Origin of the sequence: Flavobacterium piscinae, from assembly GCF_004122145.1 — a bacterium.
Classification (GTDB): Bacteria; Bacteroidota; Bacteroidia; order Flavobacteriales; family Flavobacteriaceae; genus Flavobacterium; species Flavobacterium piscinae.
In genome coordinates this window covers 356664-381702 of sequence record NZ_SBKQ01000001.1, presented here as the reverse complement: position 1 = coordinate 381702, position 25039 = coordinate 356664, and the positions used below count along the sequence as shown (strand labels likewise).

The following is a 25039-nucleotide window of genomic DNA, read 5'->3' as shown; positions in this document are numbered from 1 at the left end:
TTCACGTTATCTAGAACTTGAAACCTGACACGAGCCCAAAGGGCGACTGGCGTAGCAAACTTGAAACTTGAAACAAAAATAACATGAAAACACTTCGACTCATTCTCGGAGATCAATTGAATCACAACCATTCTTGGTTTCAAAAAACGGATGAAAATGTCATTTATCTGATAGCAGAAATGCGTCAGGAAACCGATTATGTGAAACATCACCTTCAAAAAGTGGTGGGGTTCTTTTTGAGTATGCGGAATTTTGCATTGCATTTGAAAAAAAACAATCATCAAGTGGTTTATTTTGAGATTGATAATGTAAATAATCCGCAAAGTTTGGAGAAATTGATTCAACAGATAATTGAAAAACATTCTATTGAAAAATTCGAATACCAATTACCGGATGAATATCGGTTGGATGAACAATTGAAACAAATCTGCCAAAAAATTTCTATCCCATCTGAAGCTTTTGATACAGAACATTTTTATACGACAAGAACTGAATTAGCTGAATTTTTTCAAGGAAAAAAATTGTTGCTAATGGAGAATTTCTATCGCATGATGCGAAAAAAACATGCAATTTTGATGGTTGGGAATAATCCGGTTGGGAATCAATGGAATTTTGATCATGACAATCGGAAAAAATATAAAGGTGAAGTTCCGATTCCAAATGCCAAAGTATTTCCCAAAAATGTGAAAGAAGTTATTCGTCAATTAAATAAAATGGAAGTCCAAACCTTTGGTTCGATTGATGTTGAAAAATTCAATTGGCCGACTTCACGTGAAGAATGTTTGGAACAATTGGATTATTTCTGTCACCATTTATTGAAACATTTTGGCGATTATGAAGATGCGATGCACACGGAGGAAAAATTTCTGTTTCATTCCCGTTTGTCATTTGCGATGAATTCGAAAATGCTTTCGCCTAGGGAAGTGATTGAACAAGTTGTGCATTATTATCATCAAAACGAAACTGAAATCTCTCTCTCGCAAGTAGAAGGTTTTGTGCGACAAATTTTGGGTTGGCGGGAATATGTCCGCGGTATTTATTGGAAAGAAATGCCGAATTATTCCAATATGAATGCTTTGGAAAATCATAACAAATTACCAACTTTTTATTGGACCGGAAAAACCAAAATGAATTGCATGCAAAAAGCCATTTCGCAAAGTTTGGAGGAAGCCTATGCTCATCACATTCAGCGGTTGATGATTATTGGGAATTTTTCATTGCTCACACAAATGCATCCCGATGAAGTGGATGCCTGGTATTTAGGGGTTTACATTGATGCGATTGAATGGGTGGAAATGCCCAACACGCGTGGCATGAGTCAGTACGCCGATGGTGGAATTTTAGCCACCAAACCTTATGTTTCTTCCGGTAGTTACGTCAACAAAATGAGTAATTATTGCGGTAGTTGTCATTATAGTGTCAAAGACAAATTGGGCAAAAATGCTTGCCCGTTCAACAGTTTGTATTGGAATTTTTTAGATGACAAAAAAGAACATTTCAAAAACAACCAACGCATGGCGATGATGTTGAATTTATTGCATAAGATTCCGGCGGAAGAATTGTATCAGATTAAAATGAGGGCAAGGGAGATTATGGATGGTTTAGATACAATCTGATTATTTATTTCTTTAATTCGAAATCAAAATCAATATCCAAACTTTCACCAATTCGCTTATTCCGTTTAAATTTTAAAACATAACTAATTCCATATAAAGACAAAAAAGAATCGATTCTGTTCTTTTCAAAACTATAAATTTTATTATCTCTACGATAAGTATTAAATGGTCCAACAGCAATTTTTAAAATAGAAAAACTAATGATTATAATTACTAATGGAAAAACATATAAACGAAATCGAGAATAATTATTTAAATATTCTGCGAATAAAAAGCCAATTAAAATCAACAAAATAAAAATAGCAGAAAAAAATATCAAATTCAAGATAACCCAGAATTTTGAATGCTTATTGTGTTCAAAATTGGCATTTATTTTAATAATCTGAGATTCAAGTGTTTGATTTTTAAATTTAATATCCGGACAAGTTTTATTAAAATCAAGAGCTTTTTTAGTCAAACCACAAGTAGTACCAGTCTTAAAATCATATTTTTTAAGACTGCAAAATTGGCAATGAAAAGTTTTTTCTATTTGCATATCTATCTCGGCTTAAACACCAACTTCCTTGAACTTCCCTCAATCTCCTTCTTATTCATTTTCATTTTTCGAAATTTGCCTTGGTTGTATAGTTCTGCTTGGTCTTTGTAATGTTCACTCAACGGATTTCCCGATTGTCCGGTAGGAAGGATGCTCACACTGTTTTCAATATCTGAAAAATCTATAATTCTGCGGGTGGAAGGTCCGGCTTTTACTTGATGGTTTCCGGCTTCGGTAAACGTAAACATTAGGTTATTGATGACTTCATTCGAGCCATTGATTTCAAAAGGTCCTACATTGAAATAACTACGCAAAGCAGCAACCTCGCCGAGTGGATGTTTGTGTTCTACTGTATGTACTTTATTCCATGTCCAACCCGAAACTTGGTTGCCTAATTTTTGATTTAAATGCGAAATGGTTTGTTGGAAAGAACGCGTTAAAATATCCTTTCGTGTTTCTGTTTTATCTGACGTTGTCTTATTATCCCACCATGGCGAAGTTTCGTTAGCGATTTGAAACGCAATCATTTGTTTCATAATATGGGTGTTCAATAAAATAGCAAAACGGTCTTTTCCTAATTCGTCTTCAAAGGTGTTTTGAAGATAATGATATAGAAATTGGTTGTAAATGGTGGGAGCAATTTCATTTAAACCATTATTTCCATTCCATTTTTGAAGTTGTGCAATAGCCGCTTTTTCGGTATCGGAAAGACTTTTTTGAGCAATGCCCTTTAAAATATTTTGCACAATTGAAGGAGCTACAGACGATTGATCATCGTTAATCATCTTCATAAAATCTTCTTTCGTCCAATCGTTTTTGGGCTCGAGTAATTGTACAATGCGTTTGGCTCGGTCTTCCGGTAAATAATACCCAGGGTACAAATAATCACCCATCGGTTCTACTTGATTATTGGAGGAATAGACATACTTCCAATCCGGATTGATGGCATAGGGATTTTCGGAAAAATCATAGTATTCTTTTTGCTCGTCTTTACCATTTGATCCATCAAGAATAAAATTAGCATTCACATTATCCGGCATTTTATACAATTTTCCGGAAGTTATCCAAGCGATGTTCCCTTTGGCATCGCCATACATGATATTTAATCCCGGAGCGGCAATCAATTCGATACTTTGATGAAAATGTTCTAAATTTTTGGCATGTGAAAGTGCGTAAACGGCATCTAAAATTTGATTTTTATGTTGTAAGTACGTCCACCACATCGAAATGGGTTTGTCATTTGCTAAACCTTCAACTAAACCGTTCATTAATGGTCCGTGATGTGATTTTTTGATTTTCAAAACCACATTGGTACTATCTTTTACTTTAATCGTTTTTTCTGAAAGTTGATAGTTTTTAAATCCTTCCGAAGTTTGGTATTGGTTTTCGTTTTCGGGATTGTTGGTTTCCAAAAACAAGTCCATGTCATCGTTTTCAAACATGGTTAAACCATAGGCATATTCACGATTATGACCCAAAAGTGGAAACGGGGTTCCGGCTAAATAATAACCGTACATTTCATAATCGGGAGTAACGATATGAGCTTCATACCATGTTGCCGGTTGTGAAAAACCTATGTGCGGATCATTGGCAAACAACACTTTTCCGCATTTCGTTTTTTGAGGACCAACGACCCAACTGTTACTGCCAATAAAGGGGGGAATCGGTGAGTTTTCTAATAAGGAAGTGACTGATTTTGAAATTTTGGAATAGGCTTCTGATTTTCCTTTGAAGCTTTTGAGTTGCGTATGAGCTAAAGAACCATCGATACCGAAATCTTTGAGATACTCCATTCCTAATTCATCCCGAATATCGGTCAATAATGGATCGGTTTTTTGAGCCATTGCAAAACTGAAAGCCATGTAACCAAAAATATTATAGACATCTTTGATGGTAAATTTTTCTTTTTGAACACCAACCAATTGAAACTCGATGGGTGTTGGTCCGTCTTCTAAAAACTGATTAACACCTTCCAAATAAGCAAGTGTCAATTGATAACTTTCACTGTTTTTATCCAATTGAGCGATGGCTTTTTCAGAATCTTCATTTAATCCTAAACCGGCGAAAAATTTATCGTTTTTGAGCATCACCGAACCAAAGATTTCAGATAGTCTTCCCGGAGCAATTCGTCGCATGAGTTCCATTTGCCACAAGCGGTCTTGAGCATGTACATAACCCAACGTGGTCATCGCATCTTTTTGAGATTGTGCATAAATATGCGGAATTCCATATTCGTCAAAATAAACTGTGGTCTCTTTTTGGATGGCATTTAATACCACTTCTCCATCATATTTTGGTTTTAAAAAATAGCCATAACCCACTACTGCAAGGGCTAAAATGACAAAAAGTAGAAGAACAACACCAACTATTTTTTTGAGTTTTTTCATGAAAATGGAATTTGACTTAAAGGTATAAAAAAACCATTAAGAATTTTAAGGTTCATTACGTTTTGATGACTTAATTTCTTAACGGCTTAATGGAAAAATTTGAAAAAATTATTTTCTTGGAAAGCTAATTTTCTCTCCCACATTCATTTTATTGTTTTTGGCTAAAACACCACACATGTGAAATAACATTCTCGCTCCTACGTTTCCATCCCAATCGTCATTTTCGCCCGGTGCGACTTCCACCAAATCAAAACCGATGATTTCTTTATCTGTTTCGGCTAGTCGACTCAATAAATAAGCGGCTTGTTCAAATGAAAATCCGCCCGGAACCGGAGTTCCTGTGTTGGGGCAATACCAAGGATACATGCCATCAATATCAAAACTGATGCAGACTTTTTGCGGTAACGCTGCGATAATGGCATCGCATTGTTGTTGCCATGTTTTGCCTTCAAAGGTTTCTTTTTTCAAATCAGAATCGGTGTGGATGACGACTCTTCCGTTTTCTTTTTTCACGACCTCCACTTCTTGTTCACAGAAATCGCGAATGCCAACTTGAACAATCTTAGAAATATGCGGAATTTGCAAAGCGTTATACATAATCGACGCATGTGAATACGTAAATCCTTCATAAGCAATTCGTAAATCCATATGAGCATCTAAATGAAGAATTCCGAAGTTATCGTGTTTTTCGGCTAAGGCTTGGTAATAACCAAGTGGCGTACTGTGATCTCCGCCCAACAAAACTACTTTTTTTCCATGATTCAACCAATATAATGTTTTTTCACGAACAGCTTCTACCATATCGGAACAAGCGTAATTGATTTTATCAAGGTCTTTTTGTAGGCCGGGATGATGGTCTAAAACAGTACCACTTTCAAGAGCTTCAATGATAGGTGCGGCTTTCTTTTTATATTTTTTAGAATTCTTTTTTACGTTTTTAGGAGATTCATCTAAAAAGATGCCTAATTTCCATAATTCCGGAAATTCTTGGTGGTTTAAATCTACTTGAAAAGAAGCCTCTAAAATGGCTTCCGGTCCTTTTGATGCCCCTGAACCGTAACTAACAGTTACTTCCCATGGCACAGGTATTACTATGATTTCACTGTCTTCAATGGAAAAAGGTAAACCAAAAATGGTGGCGTCGGCCAAGCCGGGTTGGCTAGGGTCGAAGGATTGGAGTATTTCTTGTTTAGTCATTTTTTGAGGTACTAAGGTTCTGAGGTACTAAGGTGCTAAGGTTTTGAAATTCCTGCTTTTAAAATTTGTCCAAATTCATACATGTCTTCAAAAGAGCAGTAGAATGGTGCGGGAGCTAATCGAATTACATTCGGTTCACGCCAATCGGTGATGACGCCGTTTTTCATTAAATATTCGAATAAAGAGCGACCTTGACCATGCAAATAAACCGATAATTGACACGCTCGTTCTTCTTGGTTTTGAGGTGTGATGATTTCAAATTCGGTTCCATCGATTTCGCGGTCGATTTCGTGAAGAATGAATTCTAAGTAGGCCGTTAGCAAATTTCTTTTTTGAATTAATTTTTTCATTCCCACTTCGGCAAACATTTCAACCGAAGCGAGATAAGGAGCTAGAGATAAAATGGGTAAATTACTGATTTGCCATCCGTCAGCTCCGTGAACCGGATCAAAGTCGGGTTCCATTTTGAAACGTCGTTCTTTGTTATGTCCCCACCAACCGGCAAAACGAGGTAATTCCTTATCGTTATGATGTTTTTCATGAACAAAACAACCTGAAGCATTACCCGGACCCGAATTCATGTATTTATAACTGCACCAACAGGCAAAATCCACATTCCAATCGTGGAGCTCGAGTTCAATATTTCCGGCGGCATGGGCTAAATCCCAACCCACGTATGCACCGGTTTTATGACCGGCTTCGGTGATGGCTTTGATGTCAAACACTTGTCCGGTGTAATAGTTTACACCACCAATTAAAACTAAAGCTAACTCCTCGCCTACTTCTTCAATCTTGGCAATGATATCTTCATGGCGAATGTTGTGTTCTCCTTCTCTGCGTTTGATTTCAACAATAGCGTCTTTGGGGTCATATCCGTGAAATTTTACCTGACTTTGAAACATGTATTGGTCAGAAGGAAACGCTTTTTCTTCGCAAATGATTTTATATTTTTTGGGTGTGGGTTGATAGAAAGAAACCATCATCAAGTGAAGGTTGACGGTTAACGTATTCATCACGGTGATTTCGGAAGGTTTTGCCCCAACGATTCCGCTTAAGGGAACGGCGAAACGCTCGTGGTAATCCCACCAAGGTTTGTCGGCATAAAAATGACCTTCGACGGCGAGTTTAGCCCAATCGTTCATCACTTCATCCACATAAGCTTGGGTGCGTTTGGGTTGTAATCCGAGTGAATTTCCGGTGAAATAAATCACGTTTTTACCATTTATGCTGGGAAAAAGAAATTCGTTACGGTACTTAAAAAGTTCGTCTTGTGCATCTAATTGTTGAGCAAATTCGCGAGTATTTTGAAAATTCATGAAGTTGATTGTTTGTGTGGTAAAGGTAGTAATTTTTTGGAATGTAGGGACAGGTCGAAACCTGTCCGTAAGATGAATTTTGAAATACTTTATTTGTAGCACAATTTGCGTTAGGGATTGAAGCGGAAAGCCCGGAGCAACAAAACGCAAATTTTCTTAGGTTGAAAAAGCGACCACAGGAAGCTCTTTTAAACCTTTAGAAAATTGTGTTTTGTTGTGAGGACTTGGAGTGAAAAGCCCGTAATACGCCCAAAAAAATCCCAACCAGAAAAGATTGGGATTTTGTATTTAAAAAACTGAAATAAAATCAGATTATATAATCAACATGGCATCGCCATACGAATAGAATCTGTATTTTTCTTTTACTGCTTCTTCGTAGGCTTTTTTCATTAAATCATGACCGCAGAAAGCTGAAATCATCATCAACAGGGTTGATTTTGGTGTATGAAAATTGGTCACCATACAATTGGCTATGCTAAAGTCGTATGGCGGATAGATGAACTTATTGGTCCACCCTTCAAAAGGATTCAGCGTTCTGGCTGAGGAAACTGAGCTTTCAATTGCTCTCATGGAAGTAGTTCCGATACAGCAAACTCTTTTTTTGTTTTGAATAGCATTATTTACTATATCGCACGCTTGTTGGGTGATGAATAGTTCCTCAGAATCCATTTTGTGTTTCGATAAATCTTCCACCTCAACCGGATTGAAAGTACCTAAGCCAACGTGTAAGGTTACTTCGGCAAAATTGATTCCCTTGATTTCTAAACGTTTCATCAAATGTTTAGAAAAGTGTAAACCGGCTGTTGGAGCGGCCACAGCACCTTCAACTTTGGCGTAAATGGTTTGGTAACGCTCTTCATCTTCTGGAGTAACTTCTCTATTGATGTATTTTGGGATTGGAGTTTCACCTAATTCGGTTAATTTATTTCTAAATTCATCGTATGAACCATCGTATAAAAAGCGAAGGGTTCTACCACGAGAAGTGGTATTGTCGATTACTTCTGCCACTAAAGAATCGTCATCTCCAAAATACAATTTGTTTCCTATTCTAATTTTTCTTGCCGGATCAACCAAAACATCCCAAAGGCGTTGCTCTGCATTGAGTTCACGTAACAAAAACACTTCTATTCTAGCACCGGTTTTTTCTTTATTACCGTATAAACGAGCAGGAAAAACTTTGGTATTGTTCATGATCATTACATCGCCATCGTCGAAATAGTTAATGATGTCTTTGAACATTTTGTGTTCGATTGTTTTTTTTGCTCTATCGATTACCATTAAACGGGATTCGTCGCGGTTTTCTGCTGGAAATTCGGCCAATAATTCGGCAGGTAGATTGAAGTTAAAATGAGATAATTTCATAAATAGTGATTAGTGAATAGTAATTAGTGATTCGTTTCACTTCTTCCAATTTTCAGGTGGCAAATATACGATTGCGAAATAGGGGTTGTCAAGTGTTTTGGGGTTTATTTTTTTTGGAAAGCTGCTAAGGTGCTAAGACACTAAGGTTCTGAGCTAATTTTTATACACATAATGGTCTCATTTTGAAATTTGAAATCCGAATTTTTCTAGATCTTCCCAAAAAGTGGGATAGGATTTTGAGACGACTTCAGCCTCTTCAATTATAATTGATGTTTTTATGGCTAATGGTGCAAAAGCCATAGCCATACGGTGATCTTGGTAGGTGGAAATTGCAATATTTTCGTTGATGCTAATTGAATTTTCTAAAATCAAACTATCATTAGTAACTAAGACTTTCGCTCCTAACTTTGTTAACTCAGTTTTTAACGCTTCTAATCTGTCCGTCTCTTTGATTTTAAGTGTGTGTAAGCCGGTTAAATTGCAACCTAGTCCTAATCCGAAGCAGGTTACAGCGATGGTTTGGGCGATGTCGGGGGAATTATTTAGTTTCAGGTTTAACGTATCAGGTTTCAGGTTGTTTATTTTGTGCAAAACAATTGAATTGCCTTTGAAAAACGTTTCTACTCCAAAACTTTTGTAGATTTCAACTAAAGAAGCATCACCTTGTAAACTGTTTTGTTTGTAGCTGGAAAGCGTTATTTGTGTTCCGATAGGAGATAAGGCAATAATGGAATACCAATAGGAAGCGGAACTCCAATCCGACTCGATAGTTAGGAGTTGGGAGTTGATAGTATGGAGTGGTTTGACGGTAATTTGGTTTTGGATAAAAGAGGTTTCTACTCCAATTTCATTCAGTAAAGCCAATGTCATTTTGATATAGGGAATTGACGTAATTTCTCCTTCTAAAGTTAATTCTAATCCCTTTTCCAGTTTGGGTGCAATTAATAATAATGCAGAAATATATTGACTACTTACGTTGGCCGGAAGAGCAACTTTATTTTGAGTAATTTTTTTTCCTTTGATGCGAATGGGAGGAAAACCTTCATTTTCTTCATAACTGATTTCGGCACCCAGTTGCTGAAGAGCTTCTACCAGAATCTTGATAGGTCGCTCTTTCATTCGAGACGAACCTGTGAGAATGACTTCTTTCCCAACTTGAATGGCAAAGTAGGCAGTGAGGAAACGCATGGCGGTGCCGGCGTGGTGGATGTCTATTACGGTTGTCTGTTGTCGGTTGTCTGTTGTCGGTTTTTGGATGGCTTTGAGCATTAAGACTGAGTCGTCTGAATTAGAGGTGTTTTCTAAAACTAAATTGGGATGTAATGCTTGCAACAACAACAAACGATTGGTTTCGGATTTGGAACCGGTGATTCTTATTAACGATTGCTGATTGTTGATTGTTGATTGTTGAAGTTTAACATTCATTATTTAGTCACAACTTTAAGTCCGATGATGGAGATGATTAGGGTGCTGATGAAAAATACTCGCCAAAAAGTGGCAGGTTCTTTGAATACAAAGATACCAACAAGTACGCTACCCACTGCTCCGATTCCGGTCCAAACGGCATAAGCGGTTCCGATGGGTAATTCTTTGGTGACTTTGACCAATAAAACCATGCTAATAGTAAGGCAGACTAAAAACCCGACATACCACAACCACATGGTTGTCCCGGTAGTTTCTTTGGCTTTTCCGAGACAAGCCGCAAAGGCTACTTCAAATAAACCGGCGATAACAAGTAGAATCCAATTCACTTCTTTTTTCTGTTTCTTATTTTTTCAAAGATAAACAATTCGGCTAACGCCATGGAAACTGCCCAAAAAATGATAAAAAACCAAGGATTATGGTTTTCATCATCCAAAAAAAAGGTCATTAACCAGCCAATGAGTCCGTAGATAATCAAGGCGGTGATGAAATGAATAAATTTCTTTTTCAATCTTATTTTAGTTTCTCGTTATTGTGATGGCGGTCGTGGTCGCGTTTGGTTTTCAAGTCCATTTTTTTATCAAAAGCGGCTTGCAAATCGACACCGGTTTGATTGGCGAGGCAAAGTACTACAAAAACAACATCGGCTAATTCTTCGCCAAGGTCTTTGTTTTTATCGCTTTCTTTTTCGGATTGTTCACCATAGCGGCGGGCAATGATTCGGGCCACTTCACCTACTTCTTCGGTAAGTTGAGCCATGTTGGTTAGTTCGTTAAAATAACGAACACCGTGGTTTTTAATCCAGTTGTCTACTTCGAGTTGGGCGTTTTGGAGGTTCATTTATCTGTTTTTTAATATTTGAAGTAATCTATCATTAATAAAATAATTGCTCTTACCAATCTTTATTTTCTTTAAAAACTGATTTTCATCTTCAACTAATGCATTAAGATAACTTGCGGCTGTATTTCTGTGTACACCGAGCTCTTTTTCAATAAAATCAATTTTTGTATAAGGGTGTTTAAAAATAGTATTTATTAAATCGTGACTATAAAATTTATGATTAGCACGTATTTTTTGTTTGTAATCATCCATTAATAATTTTATGTTATTAACCACCTTAATTGTGTCTTTAGATGTTACCTCAACCCCTTTTAACATCCAAATAATCCATTCTTCCCATTTATTTTCTGTTCTTACTTCTTGTAATAATCTATAATAATCAGATTTATTTTTAATGATATAACTACTCAAATACAAAACAGGAATATCTAACAATTGCTGCTGTACTAAATACAACATGTTTAAAATTCTACCTGTCCGACCATTTCCATCATAAAACGGATGAATACTTTCAAATTGATAATGAATGATTGGCATTTTAATTAATCCATCTATTTCATGAAATGATGCATCATTGATGTAAACTTCTAAATTTTCTAAAAGTTTTATGATTTCTAAATGATTTTGTGGAGGTGTATAAACAATTTCTTTTGTTTTTGGATTTTTTAAAACCGTTCCGGGAACTTTTCGAACAGGATGATTTGGAGAAACTATTTCTTGTATTTTCTTTATATCATTAATGGTTAAAATACCTTTTTCTTTTATTATTGAAAAACCTGTTTTTAAAGCTTTTGCATAACTCTGAGCTTCTTTTGCTGCTTGTGAAATGTTTTCATCTTCAATTGCTGCCTGATACAACTCATCATCGGTAGTTACAATATTTTCTACCTCGTTACTATCTTTCGCTTCTTGCAAAGCAATAGTATCTATCAGAATTTGAGAATTAGGTATTTTTTTTATTTCACCCCGCAGTTCGCCTAATGCTCTAGTTGCTGTTACCAATGCCTTTAATATAGCTACACTTTCTAAATTGATACTTGGCGGCAATGCTGTAACTTCAAAGTTATCCATGATGTTCTATTAGTTATACACAAATTTAGGTGTTTTTTTGTGTTCATTCTTATTTCATGCACAAGAAAATGATGTTTTTTGTGCACGTTATTTGTTTGTACACAAGAAAATGATGTTTTTTGTGCACGTTATTTATGTCATGTATAAAAAATAAAGAAATTTATACACGTTATTTTTTCATGCACAAGAAAGTCGTGTTATTTATGCACGTTCTTTTTTTATGTACAAGAAAGTGATGTTTTTTGTGTATGTTATTGTTTCATGAATAAGAAAACACTTTTTTTTGAACTTTTTTACTCTTTCAAAAACTCGTATTGGTACACTTTTGGTTTTATTTTATCGGCTAGAATGGCTAATTTGTTTCTTAGTTCGGCAATTAGTTTAGTGTAAATAGCATCATCACTTTTACTATTCATTCTGCCTTTGTCATTTCTGCCTTTGTCATTTCTGCCTTGAAAATATTCGCGGATGTCGTATAAACTTGCGTTTACATTTACATTGGGTTGTGCGTGATAGTATTTCCAAAGTTCGCGACCGGCATCAAAAACGGCGGTGGCTTCTTCTGAAAATTGTAGTGGTGTGTTAATGCTTTATTTTTCGGATTGTTCGCCATAACGACAAGCAATGATTCGGGCTACTTCGCATACTTCTTCGGTAAGTTATGCCATGTTGGTTAGTTCGTTAAAATAGCGAACGCCATGGTTTTTAATCCAGTTGTCTACTTCGAGTTGAGCGTTTTGAAGGTTCATGGTTATTCCTTATTTTTTGTATCAATTAAAATTGTAACCGGTCCGTCGTTTATCAAGCTCACTTTCATATCCGCACCAAATTGCCCGGTTTGCACTCTCTTTTCTAAATCTTTCTCAAATTGTTGGATAAATTGTTCGTAAAGTGGAATAGCAATATCCGGTTTAGCTGCTTTGATGTAGGAAGGGCGATTTCCTTTTTTGGTAGAAGCATGAAGGGTAAATTGACTTACAATTATTGCATCGCCATTCACCTCTTTAACAGATAAATTCATGATACTATTTTCATCTGCAAAAATACGAAGATTGACAATTTTTGAAGATAGCCATTCAATGTCTTCTTTTGTATCCGCTTCTTCAATTCCCACCAAAATCAGTAAACCCTTTTGGATGGAGGCTACAACTTCTCCTTCGATAGTAACCGATGATTGTGCAACTCTTTGAATAACGGCTTTCATTTTTTGGTAAAAGTTGGTTGTAATGGGCAAATGGTTAATCCAAATCTTGGTTTCTTCCCTCAGCATAGATATCATTCCGATACTGTTCTTCGTCACCTTCTAAAATTTGAAGGTAACTTTTGTAGCGAGACCAAGCAATTTTATCTTCTTCTAATGCTCTTTTTATCGCACAATGGGGTTCGTCTTTGTGCAAACAATTGTTGAACTTGCATTGATCCTCCAACTTAAAAAACTCCGGAAAATAACCTTTGATTTCTTGGTTTTCCATATCTACAATACCAAATCCGCGAATGCCTGGCGTATCGATAATTTTTGAATTAAAAGATAAATCAAACATCTCTGCAAACGTAGTGGTATGTTGTCCCTGTTGATGCAAGTCGGATATTTCTTTTGTTTTTAAATTCAAATTAGGTTCCAAAGCATTAACTAAAGTGGATTTCCCAACACCGGAATGACCGGAAAACATGCACACTTTTCCTTCCATCATTTTTTTTAAATCCTCTAAACCTTTTTTTGCGGTTGCAGAAACTCGAAGACATTCATATCCAATTTGAGAATAAATGTATTGTAAGAATAATTGTTCATCTAAACTAGCGTCGTCATAAGTGTCAATCTTATTAAAAATCAAAACCGCTTTAATGTGATAGGCTTCTGCGGTAACTAAAAAACGATCGATAAAACTTGTTGTTGTGATTGGATTATTAATGGTAACCAACAAAAAAACAATATCAATATTGGAAGCAATAATGTGCGTTTGCTTGGAAAGGTTGACCGATTTTCGTACAATGTAATTCTTTCTCTCGTGAATATTGTGAATATTTCCGGTAATTGCATCGGAAGTCTCATCAATTTCAAAATCTACTACATCACCTACGGCTATTGGATTGGTACTTTTGATTCCTTTCATACGGAATTTACCCTTAATCCTACAATCATAAAATTGATTGTCTTCCGTTTTTACGGTATACCAACTTCCGGTAGATTTATACACGATTCCTGTCATGCCACAAAGATACTATTTTGTTTATAGAAAGTTTTACAAAAAAGTGATGTCATAAATGTATTAAAAATAAAATTTTGTTTATTACACAAAAAGAAAAAAGGCTGCTTTTACAATTATAAAAGCAGCCTTTTTATCTATCGATAGTTCTATTTTATATTTATTTTTTCAAGATGAATATTAATTGATTTTGCTTTTTTATCGTATTCCAACATCATTACATTTCCTATTTTAGCAGGCATTAGTTTGAATTCTTTATCATTCTCTGTTAAATAAATTTTATCTTCGCTAAATTCCCCTTCATCGTAAATTACTGCTTTGAATGCTCTTTTACTTTTAGATCCTTTTATTTTTTCGTAATCAAAAAAACAAGCATAAAATCGGTCATTAGCTTTATCAATTTGAGTATATTCATAATCAAAATATCCAAAAGACTTTAGTGCATGTGCATTTAATTGAGGGCTAGCAAAATCGGATATACTTGGTACAGAAGAAACAGTTTTCTTAAAATCTTTGATACTTATCAATTTAAAGTCGGGATCAAATTTAAAAACAACTGCATCAGAAATTGAAATTTTTGTTGCAGAACCACCTCCTCCGGACAAAATTTTTAAAGCTGTACCACCGGCACTAACTGATTTTTTATAATACTCTCCGATAGCGTAAAAATCGCCTGAGTTAGTTTTTACAATGTTGTGAAAAAACACATATCCTTTGTCGTCTATAAAACTTTTTGATGTTTTTGCTATTTTGGAAACATCACCAACCCAAGTTGTATAACTTTCTTTTACAATTTTTCCGTTCATGTCCATAACCTGTGCAAATAAACCTAAACTTTTATCATCAAAAATGTTATCTCCTTCTTTAAAATATTCTCCCATTAAAATGATACTATCATTGTCTCCAACAAAAGCATTACTAATTAATCTTGGTTTATCATTTTTATTATTTTCTAATTCAAAGATTAATTTTCCGGTTGAAGCATCAATAATTTTTGTTCTTAATGTTACTTTTCTTGATATTGCACTGGGTAAAGCAGATTCAACTGCAACAATAAATTTATTATTAATTTCTATTGGATTAATCAACAAAATCTCTTTTGAATCTGCCGGTGAGTTAAACTCCCATGCTTTACCACCGTCTGTTGGAATGTATTTTAATGAATAACCTATTTTTTTATTGTCTTGAACTTTACTAAAAATAAAACCTTTATCTTCAACAGGAAATAGAAAATTATAATCTCCACCGTTTCTATTGTTGATATGACCAAAATAGTCAACTTCCTTTTGATTTAATGGAATTGAAATTGTTTTATTTTGATTTGCTTGCTTATCAAATAATAATAAATCAATTTTTTTCTCTTTGTAATTTGCCATAGCAAACATTAATGCTTGATTGTTAAAACTCGACTTCATTAAAAATGTATTCTTATTGTCGATATAGGTTTTTTTTGCTACTTCATTTAAGTTTTTATCTAAAATTTGAATTGCAAACTCATTATCTCCTTTTTTTAATTTATCGATAACATAATAAAAAAAATACCCATCTACGTCTTTATTTTTATCTAAAATAGGACCTGAATTTCTTAATAAAAATGTGTTTACTCCATCAATTTTAGATAATTGTGAGTAGGAATTAATTGACAATAAACAAATTGTAAATAATAATAGTTTTGATCTCATTTATTCTTGTTTTAGTGATTAAGTGATGAAAAATAGTTCAATGTTTCTTTAAATTCTTTATTCTGCTTCATTATCTCTTTGTACGAAAGGCAAAAGTTTAAACCAATTTTTCTAATATTCTTTAATTCTAAATTATGCAAAAATTGTTTTACGTCATTTAGATATAATTCGTCAGAAAACGGATAAATCGGACTAACATATCTACCAAAAGTGTGCTTTTCTTTCAGTTCATATGTTCTTCTTAGTAATTTACTCATGATTTCTGCATACATTTTAGAATCAATTAATTTTTGATTGTGCATAACTAAACATTGATAAAAAGCCATATCTAATTTATTAGAATCAATAAAATTAATTATGCTGACAAAGGACACTAACTTCTTTATCTCATTTAATTCATTTGTATTTTCTACTATCGAACTCGTTCTATTATTGATTAAAAAATTTAGTTTTTCAATCCTTAATGGAATAGAAGGATGAGAGCTTAAAGAATCTTTATCAAGAATAAAATCATCCGAACTTTTAGTGATATCAAATAACGTTTCATCTTTCTTTATCCAAACATCTTTAAACGGATAATTTTGAAAATTGAAATTTTCTTTGAGTTTAGGGTCTTCGTTGAAAAGCAACTTGTCTGAAAGTTCTAAATTTTTTAAACTAGTTATACTGGCATTGATATTAAACTTTGTGTTTTTAAAAAGTAAAAGACCTAAAGAATCGGCTTCAATTTCTACTTCTTGACTTCGCATTAAAAAATTATAACTCAAGTCTTCAATTAATTCTGAATAGGCTTTCCTCTTTCCGTATTTTTGATTCTTAAGAACTTTAATTTTCTTTTTGTTTTCTTTGGAATTTATTGTTTCAAAGTAGTTTAACAAACTTTTATCATTGTGCTCCAGAACGTAATGAGCGATTTCATGACAAAGTATGTAAGCTAGTTCATCATCAGAATTTACATATTTGAACAATCCTAAATTAACTGTAAAAATACCGTTACCATAACATGCTGCATTAGGGAGTTGAGATTTATCAATAAAAAAATAAAAGTCATTTTTATTAATTTCAGGATTTGAAAAATATATTTCCTTTAAAATTGTATTTAGATAAGCCGTTATTCTCTTATTAAAAACAAAGGAACTATCACTAATTTTATTTAAAAATACAGCTTTTCTCTCTTGGATATTCTCCTTTATTTTCTTGTGGTAATTATCCCCAAATTTTTTTATTTTTTTGTTATTAACTTCGTTTACATATTTTTCTAGAGAATCTTTATTTTGCGGTAAATAATCGAATTCAATGTTTTGTGCAAAACATGACGTTGAATTAAAAAAAAGAAATAGAAAAAATATTCTCATTGAAACAAGAAGTTGCTAAAAAGCAATGATACAAAAAAATTAGAAACAAAAGTATTTCTTTAGTTAACTATTTATGATTTTCTCTTGATGATCAATACTTTCTTGGTGAATGGCTTTGAACAACTGTACGATAAAATCTTCACTCAATCCTTTCTGACTTCCTTCAGAAATCATTTTATCTAGAATTTCCTGCCAACGCTTATTTTGTAAAATAGCTACATTTTTTTCTTTTTTCAATGCTCCTATTTGATTGGCAATTTTCATTCTTCCTCCTAAAATTTCGAGAATCTTACTGTCAAATTCATCTATTTGAGTACGTAATTTATTCATTCGCATCGTGTAATCATCCGCTTCGTCGGTTTCTTTTCGTACGCGTAAATCGTGAAAAATTTGTTTCAAAACCGATGGTGTTACTTGTTGAGCCGCATCGCTCCATGCATTATCCGGATCAATATGGGTTTCGATAATTAAACCATCATAATTCAAGTCTAACGCTTGTTGCGAAACTTCCTGAATCATATCGCGTTTTCCGGTAATGTGAGAAGGATCACAAATTAAAGGTAAATCGGGAAATTTATTTTGCATATCAATCGCAATTTGCCACTCCGGATTATTACGGTACTTTGTTTTTTCGTATGTTGAAAATCCACGGTGAATGACGCCTAATTTTTTGATATTGGCATTGTACAATCGTTCCAAACCACCAATCCACAAAGATAAATCGGGGTTGACTGGGTTTTTTAGTAAAACTATTTTATCTGTACCTTCTAAAGCATCAGCAATTTCTTGAACAGCAAATGGATTCACGGTAGTTCGAGCTCCAATCCACAACACATCAATATCATGCTCTAATGCTAATTTTACGTGAGCGGCATTGGCAACTTCAACGGCCATAAGCAAACCGGTTTCTGCTTTAGCTTTTTGCAACCATTTTAAACCGATGGCTCCTACTCCTTCAAATCCGCCGGGACGCGTTCGCGGTTTCCAAATTCCGGCACGAAAAATGCTGACATCGGAATCTTTTAATTCTCGTGCAATTTTTAACACTTGTTCTTCGGTTTCTGCACTACAAGGTCCTGCAATGACTAGCGGATGATCTAATTGAAAATCGGTTAGCCAGTTTTTTAAATTTTTATCGTTTTTCATAGCGGTTGTCGGTTGTCGGTTGTCAGATAACTGATAACGGACAACTTTTTATTTTAAAATTTCTTTAATTCTGTTGGTATTTTTCATTTCATTAAAAATCGCTTCATAGTCATCTGATTCCAAAAAGGATTTAAAGGAGGATAAATTGGCGATATATTCTTCTAACGATTTAACAATTTGCTTTTTGTTTTGTTTAAAAATCGGTGTCCACATTGAGGGTGAACTTTTAGCAAGTCGAACTGTACTTTCAAATCCGCTACCGGCCATATCAAAAATATCTTTTTCATCTTTTTCTTTCTCGATGACCGTTTTCCCTAACATAAATGAACTAATATGCGATAGATGTGAAACATACGCAATATGTTTATCATGAGATTTTGTTTCCATATACCGAATTCGCATCTTCAAATTTCGGAAAAATTCTAACGCTTTTTCCTGTTTTTTATAGGCTGTTTTTTCAATTTCACAAATGATGTTCACTTTGTCTTCAAATAAATTTTCGATGGCAGCTTTTGGTCCGGAAAATTCTGTTCCTGCAATGGGATGTGTGGCTAAAAAATTACTTCTTTTGGGATGATTTTCCACTACTTCGCATATTGGCTTTTTTGTAGAACCTACATCAAATACAAGAGTGTTTTCCGAAATACTATCCAACACTTTAGGCAAAAGTACTAAAGCCACATCAACCGGAACAGCTAAAATGACAAAATCTCCATCAAAATCATCGTTTATATTTCCTTTTTGATGTATTAATTCTATTGATAATGCTTCGTTGAGATGATTTTCATTTGAATCAATTCCGATAATTTCGGCGTTTTCATATAATCTTTGAATATCCAAAGCCATGGAACCGCCAATTAATCCTAATCCAATTATATATACTTTCATATTAAAATCGTGCTAATGCTTCCATAATTTTTTCTTCTTCGATACACAACGAAAACCGAATGTATCCTTCGCCATTACTCCCAAAAATTGTTCCCGGTGTGATGAAAATATGTTTTTCAATCAACATTTCATCAATAAATGCTTCAGATGAAGTCACACCATCTGGAAGTTTAGCCCAAATAAATAATCCAACACTGTTTTTATCATATGAACAACCTAATTTATCTACGAATTTGACAAGCAAGTTTTTTCGCTTTTGATAAATTTTATTTTGGCTTTCAAACCAATTTTTATCTAAGTTTAATGCTTCAATTGCTCCTTTTTGAATACCGTAAAACATACCGCTATCCATGTTACTTTTCACCTTTAAGACAGCATCTAAAAAAAATTTGCTTCCCAAAATCATCCCCACTCGCCAACCGGACATATTGAATGATTTGCTGAGTGAATTGAGTTCTAACGCAATTTCTTTGGCTCCTTCCACTTGAAAAATCGACATCGGATGATCATTCAACACAAAACTATACGGATTATCATTGACTATCAAAATCTGATGTTTTTTTCCGAAAGCGATTAATTTTTTAAAAACTTCTGTGTTCGCTTTTGCACCGGTTGGCATGTGTGGATAACAAACCCACATAATTTTGACTTTGGATAAGTCTAATTTTTCGAGAGCTTCAAAATCGGGAAGCCAATTATTCTCTTCTACTAAATCATAAAAAACAGGTTTTGCTTGGACTAATTCCGTAACGGAAGCATACGTTGGATAACCCGGATTGGGAATTAAAACTTCATCCGATTTATTCAAAAAAGCCATCGAAACATGCATAATTCCTTCCTTCGAACCCATTAAAGGCAAAATTTCGGAAGCAAAATCCATCGAAACATGAAACTGATTTTGATAGAATGTTGCCATCGCTTTTCGCAGTTCAGGTAAACCTTGATAACTTTGGTATTCGTGAGCTTTTTTATCGTTCATCGAATGTTGAATGGCATTCACCACCGAAAAATGTGGCAACAAATCCGGACTGCCAATTCCCATATTAATAATCGGTTTTCCTTCGGAAAGTAGTTGATTCACTTCTCGCAATTTTTTGGAAAAATAATATTCTTGAACCGAATTCAAGCGATCTGCAGTTGGTATCATAGTCGTCCATTTTTATATTCACCTAATACTTTAAAATGTCGGGTTATTTGTTGTAAATTTCTTTTAGCTTCTTCATAAAAATCATATTTATCAAAAACCACATCAATAAAAAACGAATATTGAAAAGGTGTTTCAATAATGGGTAACGATTGAATTTTGGTCATATTTAATTGGCAATCGCTAATCATTTTCAATACAAATGCTAAGTTGCCGGGTTTATCTGCTAATTCAAATTTTAAGGAAGCTTTATTGATTTCACTTTTCGGAAATTCTTTATTCACCGATTTCACGATGACAAAACGAGTGGTGTTATTTTTTACGGTGTGAATATCTTTTGCCAAAACACTTAAATCATATAATTCTGCTGCTTTTTTGCCTGCTATGGCTGCAACACCTACCAAATTTTGTTCTTGAATTCGTTTAGCTGTTTCAGCTGTATCGCTACTTTCTATCAATTTGATGTGCGGATAATTTGAAAAGAAAACAGCACATTGTAGCAATGCCATTGGGTGCGATTGTACTTCTTTTATATCCGCTATCGTTTGACCTTTTAATGCCAAAAGATTGTGATGAATATCCAAATAATATTCGCCAATAATGTGTAAATTATTGTGGTCAATTAAAGCATAATTTGGAATAATTGATCCGGCGATGGAATTTTCAAGAGCCATTATTCCTTTGCTTGATGTATCTAAGATGACATTTTTAACCAAACTTTCAAACGAGTGACATTCTTCCAAAACAAATGGTTCAGCAAAATAATTTTCAGCTACTTGATGGTGAAATGAGCCTTTTATACCCTGAATTGCAATTTTTGTTATCATAAAAGCATAAAAAAATCCCGACTCAAAAGAACCGGGATTTATATTTGTTGTGAATTAAAAATTTACCTTACATAACACAATACCAATCCCGATTTTTTCCCAAAGAAAAAATAAAAGAAATTGGTGAAATAATAGGTGTTGTGTGAAATCATTTTTTGATTTTGAATTGCTAATATAGTAAATTATTTTAATTAAAATACTTTTCTCAAAAAAAATGAGTTAAATAAAAAACTTTACTTTTGCTTTAAATCTTATTCTATGTCAATCGAGGTTAAAAATATTTCAAAAATGTATGGTGCTCAGAAAGCATTAGACAATGTATCATTTTCTGTAAATAAAGGGGAAATTGTTGGTTTTTTGGGACCAAATGGGGCCGGAAAATCTACATTGATGAAAATTTTAACTACTTATATTTCTGCTGATGAGGGAAGTGCATCGGTGAATAATTTAGATGTAACTGATGCCAATCAAGAAGTTCAGAAGATTGTTGGTTACTTACCGGAACACAATCCGTTGTATTTAGATTTATATGTTCGTGAGTATTTAGCTTTTAATGCGGATGTGTATAAAGTTTCTAAAAACAGAATTCAGGAAGTGATTGAATTAACCGGTTTGACCCCTGAAAGTCACAAAAAAATTGGTCAACTCTCAAAAGGGTATCGTCAACGGGTTGGTTTGGCTACTGCTTTATTACATAACCCGGAAGTTTTAATTTTGGACGAACCCACCACGGGCTTAGACCCGAATCAATTGGTGGAAATTAGAGAGTTGATAAAAAATATCGGAAAAGACAAAACGGTTTTCCTTTCTACACATATTATGCAAGAGGTGGAAGCTATTTGTGATCGCGTTATCATTATTAACAAAGGAAAAATTGTAACGGATAAAAAATTAGATAAATTAATGTCAGATGAACAAGAGCAAGTGATTGAAGTAGAATTTGATAAAGCTGTTTCAGAAGAATTGCTTACTACTTTACCCAATTTTAAATCAGCCCAAAAAATAACAGCTTTTGTTTGGGAAATAACCTTCATCTCTTCAGATGATATGCGATCAAAACTATTTGATTTTGCTAATGAAAATGGCTTGAAAACCCTTCAAATTCATTTGAAAAGTAAAAATTTGGAAGCTATTTTCAGAGAAAAAACGAAGAAATAATTAGTTGTAAATCACTCTTCCTTGATAATGTTCAGTTAGATTTACATTAGGAGGTGTATTTAATAAAATTAAATTTCCTGTACTATATAAATCTCCTTCTACACTTTGAAGAGGTTTAATAATCATATCATTTGAACCTCGATGGAAAACTTTCGCAACATTTATAGTTAAATTTTGTGCTTCAAGGCGTCCATTTCCATCATAAAAATTCAATAAAGCTTCTTGTGTGTTACCTGAAATGTAAAAACGAGAAACATTATTATTTAGAACCACTAATTGTCCGTTATCAATTTCAAAAATAAAATCGCCAGTTCCGGCACCATCCGTTAAATCCATACTATATAACCTTATTATTGGATAACTTAAAACACCATCTGACCTAATTTCTTGCTCCGTTTTTGAATGAATATCAGATAAACTCGGGGCTGTAATATATACGGTTGTTTGCCCATAATCCCGTACCCAATTACAAGTGGTTTTGTCTTTTAATGTGAGTGTATTATTTTCAACTTTTACTTCAATATCATCAATTAAATTCTCACCGGATTTGACTTCTAATTTATATTCAGGTCCTTGTTTGATAACTAATCCAATTCCTGTGTAAACAAAAACAGTTTCAAAAGGCGTTACCTCAATTTCTCTTGTAACCATTTCACCTGTTGATTTAATGCAATCTCCCGGCTTTTCACAATTGTAAAAAAAAGTAGCCATTACAAATATTAAAATTAACTTTTTCATCGTATTAAAATCTTACTCCCATCACAAACTCCATTGCCTCTGCCAAGAAAATATGGGTTTTTATTGATAATCCTGTGAATACTTTTTTAGTAATGTAATATTTCATTCCAACCCTATCATAAACAGGTATATCTGACTTGTAGGGTTGATAGACATAGTATCCTACTTGTGCTTCTAGCGAAATTCTATTGATAAATAGTTCATACCCAACAAATACACCCGCTCTTTTATAGTCTGTATCTGCTGTTACATTTTCTTCAGGATAAGCTATGGATTGAAACTTGATAAATTCTTTGTAAGAATTGGTAAAAAAAACTTCTGCTCCTAATTGAAAAGCACTTTTTCTACTTATCCGTTTATCAACATAAAAAGCAGGATGAAAAAATGGTTTTTGACCACTTCCAATAATAGGATTTTCGCTAATTCCGGTTCTTAAAACTAAATTATATTTTATCGGTTCCGTAAATTTAATTTTGGGCAAGGTATCAATTTGTCTTTCAAGTGGCTCTTGAAAATTATAGGTTACACCAAGATTCACGCCATAGGAATTCACTCCGCTGTTGGGAGCTTTAATTCTACCGTTTGAAAAATGAGTGAATAATAATCCTGCTTTTAATTCAAATCGATCAACAAGCGGTGTGGAATAATTTAGTGCAAAATTAGTATTAGCTACTATTTTTGAACCAAAAGCATAATTTTTACTATTGGTTTCTTTATCATGGGGATCAGTTGTATAAGCTACTCCTTGTGCAATTTTAAACTGAACTTTACGATTTAAAAAATAAAAATTGTAGTGAGCTCCAACGCCATAAACCTTTCCTAAAATATCATTTTTAAAATCTTGAAAAATGAAATAACCACCATAATCCGGATAGTTAAATGCTCTTTCCCATTCTTGATGTCCATAGGTTTTTTTATACAAACTAATTAATACGCCATCAGGATGACCTTGCAAAAAATGTTGTAAATCGTCAGTGTGAGGTAAAACATTTCCCCTAAAATATTGGACATCCAATGCGGTTGTTTCTGTTTTTTCCTGAGCTGAGAGGAATGATGTAAAAAGCAATAAAAAAAAATAAAGTTTCCTCATTCTAAAAGTTATTCCGGCAAATATAACAGAATAAAATTAGTAAGAAAACTTTATGAATCAATTGAGTTTAAAATATCTCCTTTGCAATTGCTTTAATATTTTCTGCTTTTCCCATCGAATAATAATGTAGAACCGGAATTCCGGCTGCAACCAATTCTTTACTTTGAGCAATACACCATTCAATTCCGATTTGTTTTACGGCATCATTATCTTTAGCTTTAACCACAGCCATAATTAAATCGTCAGGTAAATCCACTTTGAATCGATGCGGAATCAAATTCAATTGCTTTTTGGTCGCTATGGGTTTTAATCCCGGTATAATTGGGACTGTAATTCCGGCTGCTCTGCATTTGGCAACAAAATCAAAAAACTTTTGATTATCAAAAAACATCTGTGTGATGATATAATCTGCTCCGTTTTTGATTTTTTGTTTTAAAAAATGAATGTCGCTGTCCATACTGGGTGCTTCCATATGTTTTTCGGGATAACCGGCAACACCAATACAAAAATTGGTACACGATGAATTTTGTAAATCTTCATCCAAATAAATACCTTTATTTAAATTATGAATTTGTGTTACCAACTCTGATGCGTATTCATTCCCTTCTTTCTCAGGTTTGAAATAAATTTCGTTTTTCAAAGCATCGCCACGAAGAGCCACTACATTATCAATCCCAAGAAAATCTAAATCAATTAATAAATTTTCGGTATCTTCTTTAGTAAATCCGCCACACAAAATATGCGGAATAGCATCCACCTCATATTTATTTTGAATTCCCGCACAAATCCCCACCGTTCCGGGACGTTTTTTTACAATTTTCTTTTGTAATAATCCGCTGGGTAATTCTTTGAATTCATATTCTTCACGATGATAGGTTACATCAATAAAAGGTGGATTAAATTCCATCAGCGGATCAATCGAATCAAAAATAGATTGAATATTTTGACCTTTTAATGGCGGTAAAATTTCAAAGGAGAATAAGGGTTTGCCGTTGGCGTTTTCGATATGTTGGGTTACTTTCATGTTTTAAGTTTCAGGTTTCAGGTTTCAGGTTTCAGGT

Annotated in this window: 24 protein-coding genes and 1 pseudogene; 2 read left to right on the top strand and 23 right to left on the bottom strand. The window is 33.9% G+C overall.

From position 1 onward, the window contains the following. The first annotated feature begins 83 nt into the window (after positions 1-83). On the top strand, positions 84-1616 hold the full coding sequence (locus EQG68_RS01530; protein WP_129463024.1) for a cryptochrome/photolyase family protein: 1533 nt from the start codon (positions 84-86) through the stop codon (positions 1614-1616). 4 nt (positions 1617-1620) lie between these two features. Here EQG68_RS01530 and EQG68_RS14960 read toward each other — a convergent pair whose 3' ends face one another. The 20 genes and pseudogenes from EQG68_RS14960 to EQG68_RS01430 form a co-directional block, all read right to left on the bottom strand. After that, on the bottom strand, positions 1621-2151 hold the full coding sequence (locus tag EQG68_RS14960) for a hypothetical protein (protein ID WP_164975359.1): 531 nt from the start codon (positions 2149-2151) through the stop codon (positions 1621-1623). A gap of 2 nt (positions 2152-2153) precedes the next feature. Continuing rightward, complete coding sequence (locus EQG68_RS01520) at positions 2154-4538, bottom strand: penicillin acylase family protein (protein WP_129463022.1); 2385 nt, start codon at positions 4536-4538, stop codon at positions 2154-2156. 108 nt (positions 4539-4646) lie between these two features. Further along, positions 4647-5735 (bottom strand): agmatinase family protein, encoded by a 1089-nt coding sequence (locus EQG68_RS01515; RefSeq protein WP_129463021.1) that lies wholly within the window; start codon positions 5733-5735, stop codon positions 4647-4649. 35 nt (positions 5736-5770) lie between these two features. Beyond that, positions 5771-7051, bottom strand: coding sequence for a kynureninase (gene kynU / locus EQG68_RS01510; RefSeq protein ID WP_129463020.1), 1281 nt, complete (start codon positions 7049-7051; stop codon positions 5771-5773). Between the two features lie 312 nt (positions 7052-7363). Continuing rightward, complete coding sequence (queA, locus tag EQG68_RS01505; protein ID WP_129463019.1) at positions 7364-8413, bottom strand: tRNA preQ1(34) S-adenosylmethionine ribosyltransferase-isomerase QueA; 1050 nt, start codon at positions 8411-8413, stop codon at positions 7364-7366. A 177-nt stretch (positions 8414-8590) separates the two neighbouring features. Then, positions 8591-9838 (bottom strand): 3-phosphoshikimate 1-carboxyvinyltransferase, encoded by a 1248-nt coding sequence (gene aroA / locus EQG68_RS01500; protein WP_129463018.1) that lies wholly within the window; start codon positions 9836-9838, stop codon positions 8591-8593. Then, positions 9838-10164 (bottom strand): DMT family transporter, encoded by a 327-nt coding sequence (locus tag EQG68_RS01495; protein ID WP_129463017.1) that lies wholly within the window; start codon positions 10162-10164, stop codon positions 9838-9840. The genes aroA and EQG68_RS01495 overlap by 1 nt, the downstream gene beginning before the upstream one ends. Then, entirely contained in the window at positions 10161-10346 is a 186-nt protein-coding gene (locus EQG68_RS01490) for a hypothetical protein (protein ID WP_129463016.1), read from the bottom strand. Before EQG68_RS01490 ends, EQG68_RS01495 begins: the two co-directional genes overlap by 4 nt. A gap of 2 nt (positions 10347-10348) precedes the next feature. Further along, positions 10349-10675, bottom strand: a complete 327-nt coding sequence (locus EQG68_RS01485) for a nucleotide pyrophosphohydrolase (RefSeq protein WP_026711001.1) — start codon at positions 10673-10675, stop codon at positions 10349-10351. Next, positions 10676-11746, bottom strand: coding sequence for a Fic family protein (locus tag EQG68_RS01480; protein WP_129463015.1), 1071 nt, complete (start codon positions 11744-11746; stop codon positions 10676-10678). It lies immediately after the preceding gene. Between the two features lie 293 nt (positions 11747-12039). Further along, complete coding sequence (locus EQG68_RS15300; protein ID WP_262707599.1) at positions 12040-12162, bottom strand: hypothetical protein; 123 nt, start codon at positions 12160-12162, stop codon at positions 12040-12042. A gap of 177 nt (positions 12163-12339) precedes the next feature. Next, a pseudogene (locus EQG68_RS01470) lies at positions 12340-12495 on the bottom strand (pyrophosphatase); the annotation flags it as partial. 2 nt (positions 12496-12497) lie between these two features. Continuing rightward, positions 12498-12950 carry a D-aminoacyl-tRNA deacylase gene (gene dtd, locus EQG68_RS01465; protein ID WP_129463014.1) on the bottom strand — a complete coding sequence of 151 codons (453 nt, stop codon included), beginning with the start codon at positions 12948-12950 and terminating at the stop codon, positions 12498-12500. A 34-nt stretch (positions 12951-12984) separates the two neighbouring features. Continuing rightward, complete coding sequence (gene rsgA / locus EQG68_RS01460; RefSeq protein WP_129463013.1) at positions 12985-13953, bottom strand: ribosome small subunit-dependent GTPase A; 969 nt, start codon at positions 13951-13953, stop codon at positions 12985-12987. Positions 13954-14099: 146 nt separating this feature from the next. Next, the gene (locus EQG68_RS01455; protein WP_129463012.1) at positions 14100-15632 is read right to left on the bottom strand and encodes a DUF6770 family protein; all 1533 of its coding nucleotides are present in this window, start codon (positions 15630-15632) and stop codon (positions 14100-14102) included. A gap of 11 nt (positions 15633-15643) precedes the next feature. Next, the gene (locus tag EQG68_RS01450) at positions 15644-16987 is read right to left on the bottom strand and encodes a M48 family metallopeptidase (RefSeq protein ID WP_129463011.1); all 1344 of its coding nucleotides are present in this window, start codon (positions 16985-16987) and stop codon (positions 15644-15646) included. Positions 16988-17050: 63 nt separating this feature from the next. Next, a complete protein-coding gene (locus EQG68_RS01445; protein WP_129463010.1) occupies positions 17051-18133 on the bottom strand; it encodes a bifunctional 3-deoxy-7-phosphoheptulonate synthase/chorismate mutase type II in 1083 nt (360 codons plus the stop codon). Positions 18134-18181: 48 nt separating this feature from the next. Then, positions 18182-19021 (bottom strand): prephenate dehydrogenase, encoded by an 840-nt coding sequence (locus EQG68_RS01440; RefSeq protein ID WP_129463009.1) that lies wholly within the window; start codon positions 19019-19021, stop codon positions 18182-18184. Between the two features lies 1 nt (position 19022). Further along, positions 19023-20168 (bottom strand): pyridoxal phosphate-dependent aminotransferase, encoded by a 1146-nt coding sequence (locus tag EQG68_RS01435; RefSeq protein ID WP_129463008.1) that lies wholly within the window; start codon positions 20166-20168, stop codon positions 19023-19025. Further along, positions 20165-20992: a prephenate dehydratase gene (locus EQG68_RS01430; RefSeq protein WP_129463007.1), complete on the bottom strand. Its 828-nt coding sequence runs from the start codon at positions 20990-20992 to the stop codon at positions 20165-20167. The genes EQG68_RS01435 and EQG68_RS01430 overlap by 4 nt, the downstream gene beginning before the upstream one ends. Positions 20993-21250: 258 nt before the next feature. Between EQG68_RS01430 and gldA the strand changes: the two genes are divergently transcribed. Continuing rightward, on the top strand, positions 21251-22150 hold the full coding sequence (gene gldA, locus EQG68_RS01425; RefSeq protein ID WP_129463006.1) for a gliding motility-associated ABC transporter ATP-binding subunit GldA: 900 nt from the start codon (positions 21251-21253) through the stop codon (positions 22148-22150). On the opposite strand, the gene EQG68_RS01420 is transcribed toward gldA, so the two are convergent. From EQG68_RS01420 to metF, 3 genes are all read right to left on the bottom strand, one after another. After that, positions 22151-22888, bottom strand: a complete 738-nt coding sequence (locus EQG68_RS01420; RefSeq protein WP_129463005.1) for a head GIN domain-containing protein — start codon at positions 22886-22888, stop codon at positions 22151-22153. 4 nt (positions 22889-22892) lie between these two features. Then, the gene (locus tag EQG68_RS01415; RefSeq protein ID WP_129463004.1) at positions 22893-23978 is read right to left on the bottom strand and encodes an acyloxyacyl hydrolase; all 1086 of its coding nucleotides are present in this window, start codon (positions 23976-23978) and stop codon (positions 22893-22895) included. Between the two features lie 67 nt (positions 23979-24045). Continuing rightward, a complete protein-coding gene (gene metF / locus EQG68_RS01410) occupies positions 24046-25002 on the bottom strand; it encodes a methylenetetrahydrofolate reductase [NAD(P)H] (protein WP_129463003.1) in 957 nt (318 codons plus the stop codon). Between the last annotated feature and the right edge of the window lie 37 nt (positions 25003-25039).

Excerpts from the sequence above, each read along its gene's own strand:
- queA (WP_129463019.1), bottom strand. The coding sequence starts at position 8,413 with ATGAAATTATCTCATTTTAACTTCAATCTACCTGCCGAATTATTGGCC.
- EQG68_RS01520 (WP_129463022.1), bottom strand. The coding sequence starts at position 4,538 with ATGAAAAAACTCAAAAAAATAGTTGGTGTTGTTCTTCTACTTTTTGTC.
- metF (WP_129463003.1), bottom strand. The coding sequence starts at position 25,002 with ATGAAAGTAACCCAACATATCGAAAACGCCAACGGCAAACCCTTATTC.
- EQG68_RS01445 (WP_129463010.1), bottom strand. The coding sequence starts at position 18,133 with ATGAAAAACGATAAAAATTTAAAAAACTGGCTAACCGATTTTCAATTA.
- EQG68_RS01435 (WP_129463008.1), bottom strand. The coding sequence starts at position 20,168 with ATGATACCAACTGCAGATCGCTTGAATTCGGTTCAAGAATATTATTTT.
- gldA (WP_129463006.1), top strand. The coding sequence starts at position 21,251 with ATGTCAATCGAGGTTAAAAATATTTCAAAAATGTATGGTGCTCAGAAA.
- EQG68_RS15300 (WP_262707599.1), bottom strand. The coding sequence starts at position 12,162 with ATGAATAGTAAAAGTGATGATGCTATTTACACTAAACTAATTGCCGAA.
- rsgA (WP_129463013.1), bottom strand. The coding sequence starts at position 13,953 with ATGACAGGAATCGTGTATAAATCTACCGGAAGTTGGTATACCGTAAAA.
- dtd (WP_129463014.1), bottom strand. The coding sequence starts at position 12,950 with ATGAAAGCCGTTATTCAAAGAGTTGCACAATCATCGGTTACTATCGAA.
- EQG68_RS01455 (WP_129463012.1), bottom strand. The coding sequence starts at position 15,632 with ATGAGATCAAAACTATTATTATTTACAATTTGTTTATTGTCAATTAAT.
- EQG68_RS01415 (WP_129463004.1), bottom strand. The coding sequence starts at position 23,978 with ATGAGGAAACTTTATTTTTTTTTATTGCTTTTTACATCATTCCTCTCA.
- EQG68_RS01450 (WP_129463011.1), bottom strand. The coding sequence starts at position 16,987 with ATGAGAATATTTTTTCTATTTCTTTTTTTTAATTCAACGTCATGTTTT.
- kynU (WP_129463020.1), bottom strand. The coding sequence starts at position 7,051 with ATGAATTTTCAAAATACTCGCGAATTTGCTCAACAATTAGATGCACAA.
- EQG68_RS01485 (WP_026711001.1), bottom strand. The coding sequence starts at position 10,675 with ATGAACCTCCAAAACGCCCAACTCGAAGTAGACAACTGGATTAAAAAC.
- EQG68_RS01430 (WP_129463007.1), bottom strand. The coding sequence starts at position 20,992 with ATGATAACAAAAATTGCAATTCAGGGTATAAAAGGCTCATTTCACCAT.
- EQG68_RS01480 (WP_129463015.1), bottom strand. The coding sequence starts at position 11,746 with ATGGATAACTTTGAAGTTACAGCATTGCCGCCAAGTATCAATTTAGAA.
- EQG68_RS01515 (WP_129463021.1), bottom strand. The coding sequence starts at position 5,735 with ATGACTAAACAAGAAATACTCCAATCCTTCGACCCTAGCCAACCCGGC.
- EQG68_RS14960 (WP_164975359.1), bottom strand. The coding sequence starts at position 2,151 with ATGCAAATAGAAAAAACTTTTCATTGCCAATTTTGCAGTCTTAAAAAA.
- EQG68_RS01530 (WP_129463024.1), top strand. The coding sequence starts at position 84 with ATGAAAACACTTCGACTCATTCTCGGAGATCAATTGAATCACAACCAT.
- EQG68_RS01440 (WP_129463009.1), bottom strand. The coding sequence starts at position 19,021 with ATGAAAGTATATATAATTGGATTAGGATTAATTGGCGGTTCCATGGCT.
- aroA (WP_129463018.1), bottom strand. The coding sequence starts at position 9,838 with ATGAATGTTAAACTTCAACAATCAACAATCAACAATCAGCAATCGTTA.
- EQG68_RS01420 (WP_129463005.1), bottom strand. The coding sequence starts at position 22,888 with ATGAAAAAGTTAATTTTAATATTTGTAATGGCTACTTTTTTTTACAAT.